At 71.2% G+C, this 18754-nt stretch carries 14 protein-coding genes; 9 read left to right on the top strand and 5 right to left on the bottom strand.

Annotated elements, in window-relative coordinates:
• Nucleotides 1-31 precede the first annotated feature (31 nt).
• Nucleotides 32-1321 carry a citrate synthase gene (locus ACIQVL_RS07345; protein ID WP_093502790.1) on the top strand — a complete coding sequence of 430 codons (1290 nt, stop codon included), beginning with the start codon at nt 32-34 and terminating at the stop codon, nt 1319-1321.
• Nucleotides 1322-1877: 556 nt separating this feature from the next.
• On the opposite strand, the gene ACIQVL_RS07340 is transcribed toward ACIQVL_RS07345, so the two are convergent.
• The 4 genes from ACIQVL_RS07340 to ACIQVL_RS07325 all read right to left on the bottom strand — a co-directional run bounded on the left by ACIQVL_RS07340 (nt 1878) and on the right by ACIQVL_RS07325 (nt 6435).
• Nucleotides 1878-4157, bottom strand: coding sequence for a heavy metal translocating P-type ATPase (locus tag ACIQVL_RS07340; RefSeq protein ID WP_403474675.1), 2280 nt, complete (start codon nt 4155-4157; stop codon nt 1878-1880).
• Between the two features lie 128 nt (nt 4158-4285).
• A complete protein-coding gene (locus ACIQVL_RS07335; RefSeq protein WP_403474674.1) occupies nt 4286-4525 on the bottom strand; it encodes a heavy-metal-associated domain-containing protein in 240 nt (79 codons plus the stop codon).
• Nucleotides 4526-4598: 73 nt separating this feature from the next.
• Complete coding sequence (locus tag ACIQVL_RS07330; protein ID WP_403474673.1) at nt 4599-5549, bottom strand: PrsW family intramembrane metalloprotease; 951 nt, start codon at nt 5547-5549, stop codon at nt 4599-4601.
• 205 nt (nt 5550-5754) lie between these two features.
• Nucleotides 5755-6435 (bottom strand): TetR/AcrR family transcriptional regulator, encoded by a 681-nt coding sequence (locus tag ACIQVL_RS07325; RefSeq protein ID WP_403474672.1) that lies wholly within the window; start codon nt 6433-6435, stop codon nt 5755-5757.
• Nucleotides 6436-6633: 198 nt separating this feature from the next.
• Here ACIQVL_RS07325 and ACIQVL_RS07320 point away from each other — a divergent pair, with 198 nt between their 5' ends.
• Complete coding sequence (locus tag ACIQVL_RS07320) at nt 6634-8868, top strand: MMPL family transporter (protein WP_403427380.1); 2235 nt, start codon at nt 6634-6636, stop codon at nt 8866-8868.
• 117 nt (nt 8869-8985) lie between these two features.
• A complete protein-coding gene (locus ACIQVL_RS07315) occupies nt 8986-10029 on the top strand; it encodes a zinc-dependent alcohol dehydrogenase family protein (protein ID WP_403427383.1) in 1044 nt (347 codons plus the stop codon).
• A 17-nt stretch (nt 10030-10046) separates the two neighbouring features.
• Here the strand turns inward: ACIQVL_RS07315 and ACIQVL_RS07310 are convergent, their stop codons facing one another.
• A complete protein-coding gene (locus tag ACIQVL_RS07310) occupies nt 10047-10247 on the bottom strand; it encodes an AlpA family transcriptional regulator (RefSeq protein WP_037649824.1) in 201 nt (66 codons plus the stop codon).
• 469 nt (nt 10248-10716) lie between these two features.
• On the opposite strand from ACIQVL_RS07310, the gene iolC reads away from it, so the two are divergent.
• The 6 genes from iolC (at nt 10717) to ACIQVL_RS07280 (ending at nt 18547) form a co-directional block, all read left to right on the top strand.
• The gene (gene iolC / locus ACIQVL_RS07305) at nt 10717-11667 is read left to right on the top strand and encodes a 5-dehydro-2-deoxygluconokinase (protein ID WP_403427384.1); all 951 of its coding nucleotides are present in this window, start codon (nt 10717-10719) and stop codon (nt 11665-11667) included.
• A 59-nt stretch (nt 11668-11726) separates the two neighbouring features.
• The gene (locus tag ACIQVL_RS07300) at nt 11727-12608 is read left to right on the top strand and encodes a deoxyribose-phosphate aldolase (RefSeq protein ID WP_403474801.1); all 882 of its coding nucleotides are present in this window, start codon (nt 11727-11729) and stop codon (nt 12606-12608) included.
• Between the two features lie 10 nt (nt 12609-12618).
• The gene (iolB, locus tag ACIQVL_RS07295) at nt 12619-13434 is read left to right on the top strand and encodes a 5-deoxy-glucuronate isomerase (protein ID WP_403427386.1); all 816 of its coding nucleotides are present in this window, start codon (nt 12619-12621) and stop codon (nt 13432-13434) included.
• Nucleotides 13431-15302 (top strand): 3D-(3,5/4)-trihydroxycyclohexane-1,2-dione acylhydrolase (decyclizing), encoded by a 1872-nt coding sequence (gene iolD / locus ACIQVL_RS07290; RefSeq protein ID WP_403474671.1) that lies wholly within the window; start codon nt 13431-13433, stop codon nt 15300-15302. The genes iolB and iolD overlap by 4 nt, the downstream gene beginning before the upstream one ends.
• Nucleotides 15303-15316: 14 nt before the next feature.
• Complete coding sequence (mmsA, locus tag ACIQVL_RS07285) at nt 15317-16819, top strand: CoA-acylating methylmalonate-semialdehyde dehydrogenase (RefSeq protein ID WP_403474670.1); 1503 nt, start codon at nt 15317-15319, stop codon at nt 16817-16819.
• Nucleotides 16820-17149: 330 nt separating this feature from the next.
• A complete protein-coding gene (locus ACIQVL_RS07280) occupies nt 17150-18547 on the top strand; it encodes an APC family permease (RefSeq protein WP_403474669.1) in 1398 nt (465 codons plus the stop codon).
• Nucleotides 18548-18754 lie beyond the last annotated feature (207 nt).

Genomic DNA, 18754 nt, shown 5'->3' with positions numbered 1-18754 from the left:
AAGATGAGGCACTACGTCGGTGAGGGAAGACGTGAGCGACAACTCTGTAGTACTGCGGTACGGCGACGGCGAGTACACCTACCCGGTGGTCGACAGCACCGTCGGCGACAAGGGCTTCGACATCGGGAAGCTCCGGGCCCAGACCGGCCTCGTGACCCTGGACAGCGGCTACGGCAACACCGCTGCCTATAAATCCGCCATCACCTACCTCGACGGCGAGGCGGGCATCCTCCGCTACCGCGGTTACCCGATCGAGCAGCTGGCGGAGCGCTCCACCTTCCTGGAGGTGGCCTACCTGCTGATCAACGGTGAGCTGCCGACCGTGGACGAGCTCACCACGTTCAAGAACGAGATCACGCGGCACACGCTGCTGCACGAGGACGTCAAGAACTTCTACCGGGGCTTCCCGCGTGACGCCCACCCGATGGCCATGCTGTCGTCGGTGGTCTCCGCGCTGTCCACCTTCTACCAGGACAGCCACAACCCGTTCGACGCGCAGCAGCGCGACCTCTCCACCATCCGGCTGCTCGCCAAGCTTCCGACGATCGCCGCGTACGCGTACAAGAAGTCGGTCGGCCACCCGTTCGTCTACCCGCGCAACGACCTCTCCTACGTGGAGAACTTCCTGCGCATGACGTTCTCGGTCCCGGCGCAGGACTACGAGCTGGACCCGGTCGTCGTCTCGGCGCTCGACAAGCTGCTGATCCTGCACGCGGACCACGAGCAGAACTGCTCGACGTCGACGGTCCGCCTGGTCGGCTCGTCGCAGGCGAACATGTTCGCGTCGATCTCCGCCGGCATCTCCGCGCTGTGGGGTCCCCTGCACGGCGGCGCCAACCAGTCGGTCCTGGAGATGCTGGAGGGCATCCAGGCCAACGGCGGCGACGTCGACTCCTTCATCCGCAAGGTGAAGAACAAGGAGGACGGCGTCCGCCTGATGGGCTTCGGCCACCGGGTGTACAAGTCCTTCGACCCGCGCGCGAAGATCATCAAGGCCGCGGCGCACGACGTCCTCTCGGCTCTCGGCAAGTCCGACGAGCTGCTGGACATCGCGCTGAAGCTGGAGGAGCACGCGCTCTCCGACGACTACTTCGTCTCGCGCAACCTCTACCCGAACGTCGACTTCTACACCGGCCTGATCTACCGCGCCATGGGCTTCCCGACCGAGATGTTCACGGTCCTGTTCGCGCTCGGCCGGCTGCCCGGCTGGATCGCCCAGTGGCAGGAAATGATCAAGGAGCCCGGCTCCCGCATCGGCCGCCCGCGCCAGATCTACACGGGCGTCGTCGAGCGCGACTTCGTGCCGGTCGAAGAGCGCTGAACGCGCTAGCGGCCGTACCGGCATAACAGAAGGCGCCCTGGAGCGCCGGTCCCCCCACGGGCCGGCGACCAGGGCGCCTTCCCGTGTCCCGGTACGGATTCCCCCCACGGGATCCGGCCGGGCGCTCGGTACGGCAGCGCCTGAATCGCTGCTTTGAGCACAACGAGCAGAACTCGCCGTACTTGATCCAGTGATGCGGTGCGATCTGCCGGGACCCGTACGGCACGGGAGGGCCGCTCAAAGCTTCCCGTCGTACGTGCCCCGGCAACGCATCTCTGAGGAAGTCCCCCAAGACATCCCCAGATGCCAGGTCAGCGCCCCCCAAGACGCATCTCTGACACCGCCAACTTAGACCTTCGAACCCCTTCGATGGTTACGTTCACATCACTGTGATCTGCGTCTCTTGCATCTGTCCGATAGATGCGCAAGAGCCCCGATACGGTGACCGGAGCTCAAGCGTAAGGATGATGCGCGAGCCTTGTGAAGAGCTTATGTGAGGTGCGCGTTGGACTCTAGGGGGACTCATACATCCACTGGGCCGAACCGCCGGTAACTTTCAGCGGAAGGTGCGCAGCCGCAGACTGTTGGTCACCACGAAGACCGACGAGAAGGCCATCGCGGCCCCCGCGATCATCGGGTTGAGGAGGCCGGCGGCGGCCAGTGGGAGCGCGGCCACGTTGTAGCCGAAGGCCCACACGAGGTTGCCCTTGATGGTGGCGAGGGTCCGCCGGGACAGCCGGATCGCGTCCGCTGCCACCCGCAGGTCCCCGCGCACCAGGGTCAGGTCGCCGGCCTCGATTGCCGCGTCCGTCCCGGTGCCCATGGCCAGCCCCAGATCCGCGGTGGCCAGCGCCGCCGCGTCGTTGACGCCGTCGCCGACCATGGCGACCGTCCGCCCCTCGCGCTGCAGCCGCCGTACGACGTCCACCTTGTCCTCGGGCAGCACCTCGGCGACGACCTCGGTGATCCCGACCGCCCTCGCGACCGATTCGGCCACCGTCCGGTTGTCCCCGGTCAGCAGCACCGGCGTCAGCCCGAGCGCACGCAGCTCCCGGACCGCCTCGACGCTGGTCTCCTTGACCGCGTCGGCGACGGCGAGGACACCCCGTGCCTTCCCGTCCCAGCCGGCCAGGACGGCGGTACGGCCCTCCTGCTCGGCCCGGGAGCGGGCCAGGGCCAAGTCCTCCGGTACGGCGTCGAAGAGGCGCCCCACGGCCACCTCGCGGCCCTCCACGCGCCCGCGTGCACCCCGCCCGGGGACGTTCTCGAAGTGCTCGACCGCGGGCAGCGCCCCGACCTTCTCCGCCGCGCCCGTGGCGATCGCCCTTGCCACCGGATGCTCGGAGGCGTGTTCGAGGGCGCCTGCGAGCCGCAGCACCTCGTCCGCGTCCTCCCCGGCGCCCTCGGTGACGTACACCTCCTGGAGGCTCATCCGCCCGGTGGTCACCGTCCCGGTCTTGTCGAGGACGACGGTGTCCACCCGGCGCGTGGACTCCAGCACCTCCGGGCCCTTGATGAGGATGCCGAGCTGCGCGCCCCGCCCGGTGCCGACCATCAGCGCGGTCGGCGTGGCCAGGCCCAGGGCGCACGGGCAGGCGATGATCAGGACGGCGACGGCGGCCGTGAACGCGGCGGCCGTGTCCCCGGTGACGCCCAGCCAGACCCCGAAGGTGCCGAGCGCGATCAGGATGACGACCGGGACGAAGACGGCGGAGATCCGGTCCGCGAGCCGCTGCACCTCGGCCTTGCCGTTCTGCGCGTCCTCCACCAGCCGGGCCATCCGCGCGAGCTGGGTGTCGGCGCCGACCCGGGTCGCCGCGACGACCAGCCGCCCGCCGGCGTTGACGGTCGCGCCCGTGACGGCGTCGCCGACGGTCACGTCCACCGGCACGGACTCGCCGGTCAGCATCGACGCGTCCACCGCGGACGCCCCCTCGACCACGGTCCCGTCGGTGGCCACCTTCTCCCCGGGCCGTACGACGAACCGGTCGCCGACCGCGAGCGACGCCACCGGGACCCGCACCTCGCGCCCGTCCCGCAGTACCGCCACGTCCCTGGCGCCCAGTTCCATCAGCGCCCGCAGGGCCGCCCCCGCGCGCCGCTTGGAGCGTGCCTCCAGATAGCGGCCGAGCAGGATCAGCGCGACGACCCCGGAGGCCACCTCCAGGTAGATCGTGGACGCGCTGTCCATCCGGGAGACGGTGAACCGGAACTCGTCGTGCATGCCCGGCATGCCCGCGTCGCCGAGGAACAGCGCCCACAGCGACCAGCCGAACGCGGCCAGCGTGCCGACCGAGACCAGGGTGTCCATGGTGGCGGCGCCGTGCCGGGCGTTGGTCCAGGCGGCCCGGTGGAACTGCGAGCCGCCCCAGACGACCACCGGGGCGGCGAGCGTCAGCGACAGCCACTGCCAGTTGTCGAACTGCAGTGCCGGGACCATCGCGAGCAGCACGACCGGGGCCGCGAGCAGGGCGGAGACCAGGAGGCGGTGGCGCAGGGCGGCGAGTTCGGGATCCCGCTCCGCCCCGGCCTCCTGGTCCGGCTCCGGCTCCGGGGGCGCGGGCTCCTCGGCGGTGTAACCCGTCCTCACGACCGTGGCGATCAGGTCGGCGACCTGAACCCCCTGGGGGTATGTGACCTTCGCCTTCTCGGTCGCGTAGTTCACGGTGGCGGTGACGCCGTCCATGCGGTTGAGCTTCTTCTCGACCCGGGCGGCGCAGGAGGCGCAGGTCATGCCGCCGATGAGCAGCTCGACCTCGGACTCGCCGCCGGCCGGGCGCGGCAGGGCTATCGGTGTCGGTGCGGTGGTGGTGCTGGTGGTGGTGCTGGTCGTCATGTCCGGACTCCAGACAACGGACCGGACCGTACGGAGCCAGTATCAGCTGGTCGGCACGGCCCGGCGGAGAGATACGTTTCCGTCGTAGGTACTGCTCGTGGTGCGGGTCGGCGCGTGCGGCCGGACCCTCAGGCGCGGCCGGCGAGCTCGAAGCCCGCCTCGTCGACGGCGGCGCGGACCGCCTCCTCGTCGAGCGGGGCGGTGGAGACGACCGTGACCTCGCCGCTGGCCGCGACGGCCGTCACCGAGCTGACGCCGGGCAGTCCGGAGATCTCTGCGGAGACGGAACCCTCGCAGTGCCCACAGCTCATGCCCGTCACCTTGTAGACGGCGGTCACGGAGCCCTGGGTGTCGGTCTGGGCGGTCATGTCGTTCTCCTCGTCGTGGCGTGTGGGGCCGATGGGGCCCACGAGAGAACCCCACTGTCGTCAGACTATACCCCTAGGGGGTATTTCTCCAAGAGGGATCGCGGCGCGCCAGCGAGAGCACCCAGGCGACGCCGAGCAGCGAGACGAGTACCAGCAGGCCCACCGAGAACACCGCGAAGAGGTGCTCCTCCGCCGCGCTGGGGCGCGGGATGTACCCCTCGGCGAACAGCTGCCGGTCCAGTCCGGTACCCGCCAGGTGCGCCACCAGCCAGAGCGCGATGCCGTGGGTGGAGTCCCACAGGGCGTGCAGCAGGGCGACCCCGCAGCAGGCGGTGACGACCGGGGCGGTGATGCGGAAGCGGCCGTTCGGGCGGCGGAAGGAGAGCAGGACGCCGCCGGCGATCGCCGTCCACAGGCCGTGCCCGAAGGGGGCCGCCACCCCGCGCAGGATCTCCGTCTCGATCAGCGCGCGCAGGTCGACGCCCTCGGTGGAGACGGCCGCGTCGAACGCGTAGCCGGCGCTCTCCAGGGCCGCGAAGCCGAAGCCGACGGCGGCGCCGAGCACCAGCCCGGCGCGCATGCCCCGGATCCCCGGCAGCCGGCGCAGCACGAACACCAGCGCGGCGAGCTTCACCGCCTCCTCGACCAGGCCGACGCAGACGAACATCTCCCAGGAGGGGCGGACCAGGTAGGACTCCATGACCGAGGCGCCCAGTACCCCGAGCGTGCCGCCGGTCAGGAAGCTGCCGAGGATCGCGCTGACCCCGAGGTCGCGGCCGTGCCGCTCGTACGCCCACAGCACGAAGACGACCGGGACGAGAAAGCTGCCGAGCAGGATCAGTGTCGGCAGCAGGGTGGTGTTCCTCGTCGTGTACGTGACCACCGCGGTCAGCGCCCACAGGGCGAGCCCGCCGCCGAGGCAGCGCCTCCACAGGCCGGCGCGGATCCGGGGGTACGGCGGTGGCGGCTGCTGCGGACCGGGGATCCGGGCCTGCGGGCGGCCGGGCGGCGGAGAGTGGGTCACGGCGGGTCCCCCTTGTGCTCCTGCGGGTGCGGGCGGCGCCCGTCGGCTCGGGATCGGTGCGAGACCGGCGCGAGACCGGTGTGATTTACCCGCACTTTAGGCAGATGTGCCGTATGCCGCAGTCTGGGAGGTTCGAGGGGGTGGTGGGTGCAGTGGTGGTCGGCGCGGTGGTGGGTGCGGCGGTCGCCGGTGGCGCGGCGGCCGGTCAGCCGGCGGGGCGGCCGAGGCGGTCGCCGACCAGGGGTTCCAGGTAGCGGGCGAGCACGTTCTTGATCTCCTGGATGTACGCCTGGCGCTCGGCGCCCTCGTGGCTGAGCACCAGTTCGAGCCCCGCCTTGTAGATGCCGAGGCTGACGTGTGCCGTGCGCGTGATGTGGGCCTGGTCGGCGTCCGGCGGGAGGAGCGAGGCGAGCAGGCCCTCGACGCGGCCGATCAGGTTGGTGTGCAGGGCGTCGTGCGCCTCGGTGATCCCGCCGGGTACGTCGGGGCCGTGCATCAGCGCGAAGAACACCGGGTGCTCGGTGTTGAAGGCGGTGAGGCGGTCCACGACGGCGCCGACCGCGTCCGCCAGCGAGGTGCCGGGGTCGATCGGTGCGAGCGCCTCGCCGTAGGTGTTCCGCAGGTCGTGCACGAGCCGGTCGCCGAGCTCGATCGCGATCGCTTCCTTGTTCGGGAAGAACTGGTAGAGCGTGCCGGGGGAGACGCCGGCCTCGCGGGCGATGGCGTTGGTGCTGGCGGCCGTGTAGCCCGAGGTGCAGAAGACCGAGGCGGCGGCTTCGAGCAGCTGCTGGACGCGCCGCTCGCCGCGGGCCTGCCGCCGGCGCGGCTGCTCCTTGGCCGTGGCCGTGCCGGCGGGGCCGTGGGAGCCGTCGGGCTGCTCTGGCATGTCGGGCTTGTCGGGCACGCGTTATCCCCAGCTCTTCGCACGCGATTGACAAACACGAGCGGTCGCTCGCATTCTTGTGGAACGCGAGCGACGACTCGTGTTTGCCAGTCTAAAAGGCAATGACCGACCCATGCTGCCCTGTGCACGAAGCGGATGTGTACCGGCAGGCAGTGGTCACGGTGAAGGGGACACCGCAGGATGACCGAAGTCAACAAGCCCTCGGCGGCCGGGGGCGGGGCCCGCCCGCGGGGCTGGACCCGGTTCGTGACCGCCCGCCCACGGCTCTCGCTGCTGCTCGCCCTAGTGATCACCGCGCTCGCCGTGCTGGCCGGCAGCGGGGTCGCCGACCGGCTGGGCAGCGGCGGCTGGGAGGACCCGGCCGCCGAGTCGACGTACGCGACGAAGGCGCTGGAGCGCGAGTTCCCGGACTCCCAGCCCAACCTGCTCCTCCTGGTGGACGCGCGGGGCGGCTCGGTGGACAGCCCCGCGGTGGCGGCCGAGGCGAAGGCTCTCGCCGGCCGGCTGTCCGCCGAGAAGGGCGTCATAGGCGTCGGCTCGTACTGGCAGACCAAGTCGCCGTCCCTGCGCGCCGAGGACGGCCACGAGGCCCTGATCGCGGCCCGCATCACCGGTGACGAGAAGGCGGCGGCCGACACCCTGGACCGCATCGCCCCGCACTACCGGGGCGCGCACGGGCCGGTGACCGTCAAGGTCGGCGGCATGGTGGCGGTCCGCAGCGACATGCAGACGATCATCAAGGAGGACCTGGCCCGCGCCGAGCTGATCGCCCTGCCCATCACCCTGGTCCTGCTGGTGATGGTGTTCGGCAGCGCGATCGCGGCCCTGCTCCCGCTGGGTATCGGCATCGTCGCCATCCTCGGCACGAACGCGGTCCTGCGCGGCATCACGTCCTTCACGGACGTCTCGGTCTTCGCGATGAACCTGACCACGGCCCTCGGCCTCGGCCTCGCCATCGACTACGCGCTCTTCATCGTCCGCCGCTTCCGCGAGGAACTGGCCACGGGCGCCGATCCGCTGACGGCGATCGGCACCACCCTGCGCACCGCGGGCCGCACGGTGCTGTTCTCGGCCCTGACGGTGGCCGTCTCCCTGGCGGCGATGCTCGTCTTCCCCCAGTACTTCCTCCGTTCGTTCGCCTACGCCGGCATAGCGGTGGTCCTGCTGGCCGCGGCCGCCGCCCTGATCCTGCTCCCGGCGGCACTGATCCTGCTGGGCGACCGGGTCAACGCGCTGGACCTGCGCCGGCTGTTCCGCAGGGGCCGGGAAGCCCGGCCCTCCGGCGCCGAGGGCACGGCCTGGGCCCGCGCCGCGGCCCTGGTGATGCGCCGCGCCCCGCTCTTCGCCGTCGCCACCACGGCCTTCCTGATCGTCCTCGGACTGCCGTTCCTGGGCGTGAAGTTCGGCACCGCCGACGACCGCCAGCTCCCGTCCGGCGCCGAGTCCCACGTCGTCCAGCAGCACATCCGGGACGGCTTCCCGGGCAACCCCGGCGGCGACCTCGAAGTCCTGGCCGAGGGCAAGGCGACCCGGGCGCAGTACACGGCCTACAAGGAGCGGGTGGCGGCCCTGCCGGAGGCGGCCGGGGTGGCCGGACCCCTGGTCAAGGGCGACGCGGCGTACTTCACGGTGCAGCCGAAGGGCGAGTCGGTGGACGACGGCGCACAGCGCCTGGTGGGCGAACTGCGCGCGCTGAACACCCCCTTCGACACGAAGGTGACGGGCACGGCCGCGGTCCTGGTCGACTCCAAGCACGCCATCGGGGAGCGCCTGCCCTGGGCGGCGGCGATCATAGCCGTCGTCACCCTGCTGCTGGTCTTCCTCCTCACCGGCAGCGTCCTCATCCCCGTACAGGCGGTCCTGCTCAACGCGCTCAGCCTGACGGCGATGTTCGGCGCGGTGGTCTGGGTCTTCCAGGACGGCCACCTCTCGGACCTGCTGGGCTTCACCAGCTCCGGCTCGATCGAGACCACGCTCCCGGTCCTGATGTTCTGCGTGGCCTTCGGCCTCTCGATGGACTACGGCGTGTTCCTCCTCTCCCGCATCAAGGAGGAGTACGACAGGACCGGCGACCACGAGCGGGCGGTCCGGCTCGGCCTGCAGCGCACCGGAGGCCTGATCACCGCGGCGGCGATCATCCTGGCGGTCGTGATGGTGGCGATCGGCACCTCCCGGGTCACCAACACCAAGATGCTCGGCCTCGGCATCGCCCTGGCGGTCCTGATGGACGCGATGGTCGTCCGCAGCCTCCTGGTCCCGGCCATCATGCGCCTGACGGGCAGGGCCACTTGGTGGGCACCGGCCCCCCTGCGCCGCTTCCACGACCGGTTCGGGTTGAGCGAGGGCGAGCACCAGGCGCCGGAGGCGCCCCAACCGGCAGACGAGGAGCGGCACAAGGTGACCACGCCGAGCTGAAGCGCCCCAAAGGGGCGCGGGGAACGGCGCGACCGGCCACGACGAGCCGGAACTGGCGCTGCAACAGGATCCCCGCGGCGCTTAGCCTGCGCACAGCCCCCGAAAGGAGCCCGCGCGATGCGAGCAGTCGTCTTCGACCACTACGCCACCCCCGCCGAGGTACGGGACGTCCCCGACCCCCGCCCGGCCCCCCACGGAGTGGTGGTCCGCGTGGAGGCCACCGGCCTGTGCCGGAGCGACTGGCACGGCTGGCAGGGCCACGACCCGGACATCACCCTCCCGCACGTCCCCGGCCACGAACTGGCCGGGGTCGTCGAGGAGGCCGGTGCCGCGGTGACCGCCTGGCGCCCCGGCGACCGGGTCACCGTCCCCTTCGTCTGCGCCTGCGGCAGCTGCCCGTCCTGCGCGGCCGGCGACCAGCAGGTCTGCGAACGCCAGACCCAGCCCGGCTTCACGCACTGGGGCTCCTTCGCCCAGTACGTGGCGCTGGACCACGCCGACGTGAACCTGGTGGCGGTCCCGGACGACATGGCGTACGCCACCGCCGCCTCCCTGGGCTGCCGCTTCGCCACCGCCTTCCGCGCGGTGGTCCAGCAGGGCCGGGTCGCGGCGGGGGAGTGGGTGGCGGTGTACGGCTGCGGGGGCGTGGGCCTGTCGGCGGTGATGATCGCGGCGGCGGCGGGCGCACGGGTGGCGGCGGTGGACGTGTCGCCCCAAGCCCTGGACCTGGCAAGGAAGTTCGGCGCGGCCCACGGCGTGAACGCGTCGGAGACCGCCGACCCCGCGGCGGCGGTCCGCGACCTGACCTCCGGCGGCGCCCATCTCTCCCTGGACGCCCTCGGCTCACCCGCCACCTCGGCCGCCTCGGTCAACTCCCTGCGCCGGCGCGGCCGTCACGTCCAGGTGGGCCTGCTGCCGTCCCCGGACGGCAACACCCCCGTGCCGCTGGCCCGCGCGATCGCCCTGGAGCTGGAGCTCCTCGGCAGCCACGGCATGGCGGCCCACACCTACCCCGCCATGCTCGAACTGGTCCGCGCCGGCACCCTCCGCCCCGACCTCCTGGTCACCTCGACGATCACCCTGGACGCGGCCCCGGCCGCCCTGGCGGCGATGGACGCGGCACCGGCGGCCGGGGTGACGGTCGTCGAGCCCTGGGCCTGAGCAGGCCGCGCCCCGTCTCAGAGGTCTCTGCGCCCCCGGTTGCCCGGCCGGGAGGCGACCCAGGCGCGGACCGTGTCGGCGTACCAGTAGGGCTTGCCGCCCTCGACATGGTCGGGCGGCGGGAGCAGCCCGTGCTTGCGGTAGGAGCGGACGGTGTCCGGCTGCACCCGGATGTGCGCCGCGATCTCCTTGTAGGACCAGAGCCGTCGGTCGGTCATGGGATGCACCTCCCTGCGCGCACCGCGGGGGCGACCGGAGGCGGTCGTCGGGGGAGCCGGGCGCTGCGCTGGCGATCACAAAGCCTGTGCCCGGTGAACGACGGAGAGTGACTGTGCGCAAGCGCCTGTGGACCTGGTGTGACCGAGAGCCCGCGTATGCGTGACATGTGTGACACAAGGGGGGAGTTTGTGACACAGCCGGGGCACAGGCGCATACCGGCTCATCGGCGGGGCGCGTTGACATCTGCGTGAGCGACAGTGCCCCGAAGGGGTGCGGGGCTGTATCGATGTGCGGCTCCGCCGCGTGGGCGCGACCAGCCACCCCCCGGCCCGCGCCCGCGCACCCGCCGCACCCCCACCCTCGTAGGTGCCCTCGCCCCATACTGTCGTCAGAATGTCCGGACAAACCATTGACACGACCTCCCCTCCCGGACTACAAACCACGGGAGAGCATGACGAAGGGAAGCCGATGGCGTACGACCTGATCACCATGGGGCGGATCGGGGTGGATCTCTATCCGCTCCAGACCGGAGTCCCGCTCGCCCAGGTGTCGTCCTTCGGCAAGTTCCTCGGCGGGTCGGCGACGAACGTGGCCGTGGCGGCCGCCCGCCTCGGCCGCAGCACCGCCGTCATCACCCGCACCGGCGAGGACGCCTTCGGCGCCTACCTGCACGAGGCACTCCGGGGCTTCGGCGTGGACGACCGCTGGGTCACCGCGGTCCCCGGCCTGAACACCCCGGTCACGTTCTGCGAGATCTTCCCGCCGGACGACTTCCCGCTGTACTTCTACCGGCAGCCCAAGGCCCCGGACCTGGAGATCGACGCCCACGACCTCGACCTCGACGCCGTCCGGTCCGCCCGCATCTTCTGGATCACCGGCACCGGCCTGAGCGAGGAGCCCAGCCGCACCGCGACCCTCGCGGCCCTCGCCCACCGCGCCAAGGCCGGCACGACCGTCTTCGACCTCGACTGGCGGCCCATGTTCTGGCAGGACCCGGATGCGGCCCGCCCGTTCTACGCCGAGGCGCTCAAGCACACCACCGTCGCCGTCGGCAACCTCGACGAGGTGGAGGTCGCGACCGGCGTGCGCGAGCCGCAGGCCGCCGCCCAGGCCCTCCTGGACGCCGGTGTCGAGATCGCCGTCGTCAAGCAGGGCCCCAAGGGCGTCCTCGCGGTCAGCCGCGACGGCGACTCCGCCGAGGTCCCGCCACTGCCCGTCAACGTGCTGAACGGCCTCGGCGCCGGCGACGCCTTCGGCGGCTCCCTCTGCCACGGCCTCCTCGAAGGCTGGGACCTGGAGAAGACCATGCGCCACGCCAACGCGGCCGGCGCGATCGTCGCCTCCCGCCTGGAGTGCTCCTCCGCGATGCCGACCGGCGACGAGATCGACGCCGCGCTCGCCGCCGGAGCGGTGCTGTGAGGGCCGGCCGCGTCGCGGGCGCGCACCACGAGGGCGGCGCCGGCGCCCCCGGCCGGCAGGTGAAGGTGGACATCTCCGCCCTCGTCCACACCCGCACCCACCACCCCGAGGCCATCGCCGAGGCGGCCACCCGCCGCGTCCGCCGTCCGCTCCTCAACGAGGACGGCAAGCTGATGATCGTCGCCGCCGACCACCCGGCCCGCGGCGCCCTCGGCGTGGGCGGCGACAAGCTCGCCATGGCCAACCGGGCCGAGCTGCTCGAACGGCTCTGCCTTGCGCTGTCCCGGCCCGGCGTCGACGGCGTCCTCGCCACCGCCGACATCCTGGACGACCTGCTCCTGCTCGGCGCGCTCGACGGCAAGGTCGTCATGGGCTCGATGAACCGCGGCGGACTGCAGGGCGCCTCCTTCGAGCTCGACGACCGCTTCACCGGCCACCGCGGCGAGGACATACAGCGCCTCGGGTTCGACGCCGGCAAGCTGCTGCTGCGCATCGACTACGACGACCCGGGCTCCCTCACCACCCTGGAGTCCACCGCCCGCGCCATCGACGACATGGCCGCGCGCCGGCTGCCGGTCTTCGTCGAGCCGTTCATCAGCAGGCGCACCCCCGAGGGCAAGGTCAAGAACGACCTCTCTCCGGAGGCGGTCACCAAGTCCATCGCCATCGCCTCGGGCCTCGGCGGGAGTTCGGCCTACACCTGGCTGAAGGTGCCGGTCACCGACAACCCCGACGACATGGCCCAGGTCATGGAGACGTCCACGCTCCCCGCCGTGCTGCTCGGCGGCGAAGTGGGCGATGACCAGGACGGTGCGTACGAGAAGTGGCGCAGCGCCCTGCAACTCCCCACCGTGCGCGGCCTGGTGGTCGGCCGCTCGCTGTTGTACCCGGCGGACGGCGACGTGGCCGCCGCCGTGGACACCGCTGTCGGACTCCTGTGAGGGCGAGAAGATGACGACCAACGAGCTGCACCTCACCAAGGGTTCGACCGCGAACGCCCAGTACGCGCTCGACATCGACCCCAAGCGGGCCGGTTGGGCGCACAGCAGCCTGAGGATCGTCGAACTGCCCCCGGGCGGAACGCATTTGTTCACCACCGGGGACAGCGAGTGGATCGTGCTTCCGCTACAGGGCGGTTGTACGGTGCAAACAGAGGGAAACGAGTTCCAGATCCTGGGCCGGGAGAGCGTGTTCAGCGGAGTCTCCGACTTCGCGTACGTGCCCCGGGACGCCCAGGTCCAGATCGCCTCCGGCGCGGGAGGCCGCTTCGCCCTGGCAGGAGCGAAGTGCGAGCGACGACTCCCCGCCCGCTACGGCCCCGCGCCGGAGGTCCCCGTCGAAGACCGCGGCAGCGGCACCAGCGCCCGCCGGGTGCGCAACTTCGCCTCCGCGTCCGCCTTCGACTGCGACAAGCTCATCGCCGTCGAGGTGATCACGCCCGGCGGCAACTGGTCCTCGTACCCGCCGCACAAGCACGACGAGCACCGGCCGGGCGAGGAGTCGGAGCTGGAGGAGATCTACTACTTCGAGATCGACGGACCGAACGGTATCGGGTATCAGCGCGTATTCCCCTCCCGTGAGGGCGGTACGGACGTCCTCGCCGAGGTCCGCTCCGGCGACGCCGTGCTCGTTCCCGACGGATGGCACGGCCCGTCGATCGCGCAGCCCGGTCACGACATGTACTACCTGAACGTCATGGCGGGGCCCGGTGCGACGCGGGAGTGGCGGATCTGCTTCCACCCGGACCATACGGAGGGTTACCGATGACGATTCGGTTGACCGTCGCGCAAGCGCTTGTCCGCTTCCTCGCCGTCCAGTTCACCGAGCGGGACGGCGAGCGCCGCCGCCTGATCGGCGCCACCTGGGGCATCTTCGGCCACGGCAACGTGGCCGGCCTCGGCCAGGCACTCCTGGAGCACCGGGACGAGATGCCGTACCACCAGGGCCGCAACGAACAGGCCATGGTGCACGCGGCGGTCGGCTACGCGCGTCAATCGAACCGCCTCGCCACGCACGCCGTGACGACGTCCATCGGTCCGGGCGCCACCAACCTGGTCACCGGCGCCGCCCTCGCCACCGTCAACCACCTCCCGGTCCTGCTCCTGCCCGGCGACGTCTTCGCCACCCGCCCCGCCGACCCGGTCCTCCAGCAGCTCGAAGTCCCGCACGCGGCCGACGTGTCCGTCAACGACACCCTCCGCCCCGTCTCGAAGTTCTTCGACCGGATCAACCGCCCCGAACAGCTGATCCCCTCCGCCCTCGCCGCCCTGCGGGTCCTCACCGACCCCGTCGAGACCGGCGCCGTCACCCTCGCCCTCCCGCAGGACGTGCAGGCGGAGGCGTACGACTGGCCGGAGGAGTTCTTCGCCGAACGGGTGTGGACCGTACGGCGGCCGGGCGCCGACCCCGCCGAACTCGCCGCGGCCGTGACCGCGGTCAGGAACGCGCGCCGGCCTCTGGTCATCGCCGGCGGCGGGGTCCACCACAGCCGCGCCGAGGCCGTGCTCGCCGAGTTCGCCGAAGCCACCCGCATCCCGGTCGCCTCGACCCAGGCCGGCAAGGGCTCGCTGCGCTGGGACCACCCGCAGGACGTCGGCGGCGTCGGCCACACCGGCACCGCCACCGCCGACGAACTCGCCCGCACCGCCGACCTGGTGATCGGCGTCGGCACCCGCTACACCGACTTCACCACGGCCTCCGGCACCCTCTTCGAGAACCCGGACGTCCGCTTCCTCAACCTCAACATCGCCGCGTACGACGGTCACAAGCTGGCCGGCCTGCCTCTGGTCGCCGACGCCCGCAGCGCTCTCACCGAGCTGCGGCAGGCCCTCGACGGCCACCGCACCGCCGACTCGTACGTCACCGAGTACACCGAGGACAAGGAGCGCTGGGAGCAGCGCGTCGACGCCTGCTACGAGGCCGACGAGCCGGACATCCGGCCGACCCAGCCGCAGGTCCTCGGCGCCCTGGACGCGCTCGTCGACGACACCGACGTACTGGTCAACGCGGCCGGCTCGCTCCCCGGCGACCTGCACCGGATGTGGCGGGCCCGGTCGCGGGACCAGTACCACCTGGAGTACGGCTACTCGTGCATGGGCTACGAGATACCGGCCGCCATCGGGGTGAAACTCGCGGCGCCGGAGCGGAACGTGTGGGCGCTGGTCGGCGACGGCACGTATCTGATGATGCCGACCGAGATCGTCACCGCCGTCCAGGAGGGGATAGCCATCAAGGTGCTGCTGGTGCAGAACCACGGCTACGCCTCCATCGGCGGGCTCTCCGAGTCGGTGGGCGGCGAGCGGTTCGGCACCGCGTACCGCTTCACCTCGGACGACGGCACCTTCACGGGCGCCCCGCTCCCCGTCGACCTGGCCGCCAACGCGGCCAGCCTCGGCATGCGCGTCCTGCGCGCCAAGACTGTCCGGGACCTGCGCACGGCACTCGCCGAGGCGCGGGCCGCCGACACTCCCACATGTGTCTACGTGGAGACCGAAACGGCCGACACAGTGTCGGGCCCGCCTCCCGCGCAGGCCTGGTGGGATGTACCTGTGGCCGAGACCGCGACCCGATCCTCCGCGGTCAAGGCACGTGAGCTCTACGAACGGCACGTCTCCACCCGACGCCGCCATCTGTGAAGGAGTAACCGGTCATGACGAAGATCGTCAACCACTGGATCGGCGGCAAGTCCGTCGACGGCACGTCGGGCAACTACGGGCCGGTCACCGACCCGGCCACCGGCGCGGTCACCACGAAGGTCGCGTTCGCGTCGGTCGACGAGGTCGACGCCGCGGTCGCCGCCGCCAAGGACGCCTTCGTGACCTGGGGCCAGTCCTCGCTGGCCAAGCGCACGGAGATCCTGTTCCGCTTCCGCGCCCTGCTCGACGCCAACCGGGACGCGATCGCCGAGCTGATCACGGCCGAGCACGGCAAGGTGCACAGCGACGCCCTCGGCGAGGTCGCCCGCGGTCTGGAGATCGTGGACCTGGCGTGCGGCATCAACGTGCAGCTGAAGGGCGAGCTGTCCACGCAGGTCGCCAGCCGCGTCGACGTCTCCTCGATCCGCCAGCCGCTCGGCGTGGTCGCGGGCATCACGCCGTTCAACTTCCCGGCGATGGTCCCGATGTGGATGTTCCCGATCGCCATCGCGACCGGCAACACCTTCATCCTGAAGCCGTCCGAGAAGGACCCGTCGGCCTCGATCAAGCTCGCCGAGCTGCTGGCCGAGGCCGGCCTGCCCGACGGCGTCTTCAACGTGGTCCACGGTGACAAGGTGGCCGTCGACCGGCTCCTGGAGCACCCGGACGTCAAGGCGGTCTCCTTCGTCGGCTCGACGCCGATCGCCCGCTACATCCACACCACCGCCTCCGCCAACCACAAGCGCGTCCAGGCGCTCGGCGGCGCCAAGAACCACATGCTGGTCCTCCCCGACGCGGACCTGGACGCGGCGGCGGACGCGGCCGTCTCGGCCGCCTACGGCTCGGCCGGCGAGCGCTGCATGGCCATCTCGGCCGTGGTCGCCGTGGGCGCGATCGGCGACGAGCTGGTGGAGAAGATCCGCGAGCGCGCCGAGAAGATCAAGATCGGCCCCGGCAACGACCCCACCTCCGAGATGGGCCCGCTGATCACCGCCGTCCACCGCGACAAGGTGGCCTCCTACGTCTCCGGCGCCGCCGCCGAGGGCGCCGAGGTCGTCCTGGACGGCACCGGCTACACGGTCGAGGGCTTCGAGGACGGCCACTGGATCGGCATCTCGCTGCTCGACAAGGTGCCCACCACCGCCAAGGCCTACCAGGACGAGATCTTCGGCCCGGTCCTGTGCGTCCTGCGCGTGGAGACGTACGACGAGGGCGTGGCGCTGATCAACTCCTCCCCGTTCGGCAACGGCACCGCGATCTTCACCCGGGACGGCGGCGCCGCCCGCCGCTTCCAGCTGGAGATCGAGGCCGGCATGGTCGGCGTGAACGTGCCGATCCCGGTCCCCGTCGGCTACCACTCCTTCGGTGGCTGGAAGGACTCGCTCTTCGGCGACCACCACATCTACGGCAACGACGGCACGCACTTCTACACCCGCGGCAAGGTCGTCACCACCCGCTGGCCGGACCCGTCCGAGGCCCCGTCCGGCGTCGACCTGGGTTTCCCGCGCAACCACTGAGCACCACCGCCCGACCCCGTCGGGGCCATCCGGATACCGGACGGCCCCGATTTTTTTTGTCAGCGATGCTGCGGTTCTCGTTTCTGCGGGATGAAACGGGTGACTTAAGTTCTTTGCGTTCATGACCTTCGAAACCAAGGTCATGCGAACCAGAGTCTTGATGATTGCCTTACCAGGCCGTTCGACCCTACGAAAGCGATGTGACCCCTGTCGCTTTACGAGTGCGGAATCCGAAGGTAAACAGCCATTGACGCAATGGTTTTCGTCGGGGTTCCATGCAGCACAGCCAAGCCGCCGGAGGCATCCGCCAGAGTCGATCGGAACCGCCGCATGACCGACACGCTCCGCCCTGTCGAGAACGCCGTCGTAGCGGCGTCCGACAGCCCCAAGACGCTCAAGCGCTCCATCGGCGTGGTCGGCGGCACCCTCCTCACCCTCTCCTGCGTCACCCCGGCCTCCACGCTCTTCGTGGTCGTCCCCGACCTGTTCGGCACCCTCGGGACCGCCACCGCCCTCACGATCGCCATCGGCTCCCTCCTCTGTATCGCCGTGGCGTTCTGCTACTCCGAGCTGGGCACCCTCATCCCCAGCGCGGGCGGCGAGTACGCGATGGTCTCGACGATGGCGGGCCGCCTCGCGGGCTGGCTGGTCTTCGTCCTCTCCCTCCTCGTGGTGATGATCGTGCCGCCGGTGATCGCGATGGGCACGGCCGACTACCTCGCCCCGATCGTCCACCTGGACCCGGCCATGACCGGCGCCGGCGTGATGCTCCTCGCCACCCTCGCGGGCCTCCTGGACCTGCGCGCGAACGCCTGGATCACCGGCATCTTCCTGGTCCTGGAGGTCATCGCGGCAGGCGTGGTCGCGGTCCTCGGCTTCTCCCACAGCCACCGGGGCGTCGGCAGCCTCACCTCCATGCAGGTCGCGGACACCGGCGGCCACACCACCACCGTCACCGCGATGCTCGTCGTCTCCGGCCTCGCCATCGCCCTCTTCGTCACCCAGGGCTTCTCGACGGCGGTCTACCTCTCCGAGGAACTGGAGAACCCGCGCCGCAACGTCGCCCGCACGGTCCTCGCCACCCTCGCGATCTCCACGGTGGTCATCCTCGTCCCGGTCGCCGCGATCACCATGGGCGCGACCGACCTCAAGGCCCTCACCGGCGGCGACATCAGCTCCATGGTCACCGCCTGGTCCAACTCCGCGGTCGGCACCTTCGTCAGCCTCTGCGTGGCCCTCGCGATCATCAACGCGGGCATCGTCATGGTCATCCAGAACTCCCGCGTCCTGTTCGCCTCGGCCCGCGACAAGGCCTGGCCGGCCCCGGTCAACAGCGCCCTCTCCCGCCTCGGCCGCTTCGGCTCCCCCTGGGTCGCCACCCTCGCCGTCGGCGTCCCCGGCGCCGTGCTCTGCTTCGTCAACCTCGACACCCTCTACGGCGTCACAGGCGTCTCGGTGACCGGCATGTACCTCCTCGTCGCCGTCGCCGCCCTCCTCTCCCGCCGCGGCCACCACAAGCACACCCCCGCCTGGCGCATGCCCCTCTGGCCCGCCATGCCCCTCCTCCTCATCGTCGTCCTCGCCTACATCCTCACCCAGCAGGAAACGACCTACCTCCTCTGGACCGGCGGCATCACCGCCGCCGCCACCCTCTACTGGGCCCTCTACCTCCGCCCCCGCAAGGAAACCCACTGGGTCGTCTCCATCCCGGACGACACCCAGCCCTGACCCCACCAGTCCGCAGAGACCCATCGCCCGGTTGGGCACCGCCGATTTCCGCGGCTGCGGTTGATCGCCGTTGCGGCGGGATGGGGTGGTGCGGTGGTGTTCGGTGGAGCAGTGGTGTGTTGTGAGCGCCGGGGCGGATGCCCGACCTAGGGGGCGCGGGGAACTGCGCGACCGGCCCCCACCGGCCCGCGGGGACCCACCGGCCGG

The sequence above is a fragment of the Streptomyces sp. NPDC090499 genome, assembly GCF_044769305.1.
In the GTDB taxonomy this organism is placed as follows: Bacteria; Actinomycetota; Actinomycetes; order Streptomycetales; family Streptomycetaceae; genus Streptomyces.
Note: the sequence above shows the minus strand (reverse complement) of the source record. Positions and strands in the feature narration are given on the sequence as shown.